The following is a 238-nucleotide window of genomic DNA, read 5'->3' as shown; positions in this document are numbered from 1 at the left end:
CGTCAACAGCAACCTCGTCCTCCAAACCAATTACGGCCGTGCCGAAGGTACCGTCAACATCGGTCAGAGCACCAGATTCGTTACCGCGCCTCTGAGCGGCAAGCTTAACCTGAACGTCGCCAACCTCGAAGTCTTCCGCATCTTCCTGCCCTTCGGCCAAACCCTCAAAGGCCGTATGAACGCCGCCGTAAACTTGGCAGGCCGTCTGAACGATCCAAAACTGAGCGGCCTGATTAAC

1 protein-coding gene is annotated in these 238 nt (G+C 56.7%); it reads left to right on the top strand.

Features of this window, described 5'->3' with window-relative positions; genetic code table 11:
* Nucleotides 1-238 (top strand): hypothetical protein (locus ACTHS8_RS10915; protein WP_440373719.1); only part of this gene is annotated, 238 nt, incomplete at both ends.

The sequence above is a fragment of the Neisseria sp. P0016.S008 genome, assembly GCF_051957775.1.
Classification (GTDB): Bacteria; Pseudomonadota; Gammaproteobacteria; order Burkholderiales; family Neisseriaceae; genus Neisseria; species Neisseria flavescens_B.
The sequence above is the reverse complement of the archived record's forward strand: the minus strand, read 5'-3'. Positions and strand labels throughout refer to the sequence as shown.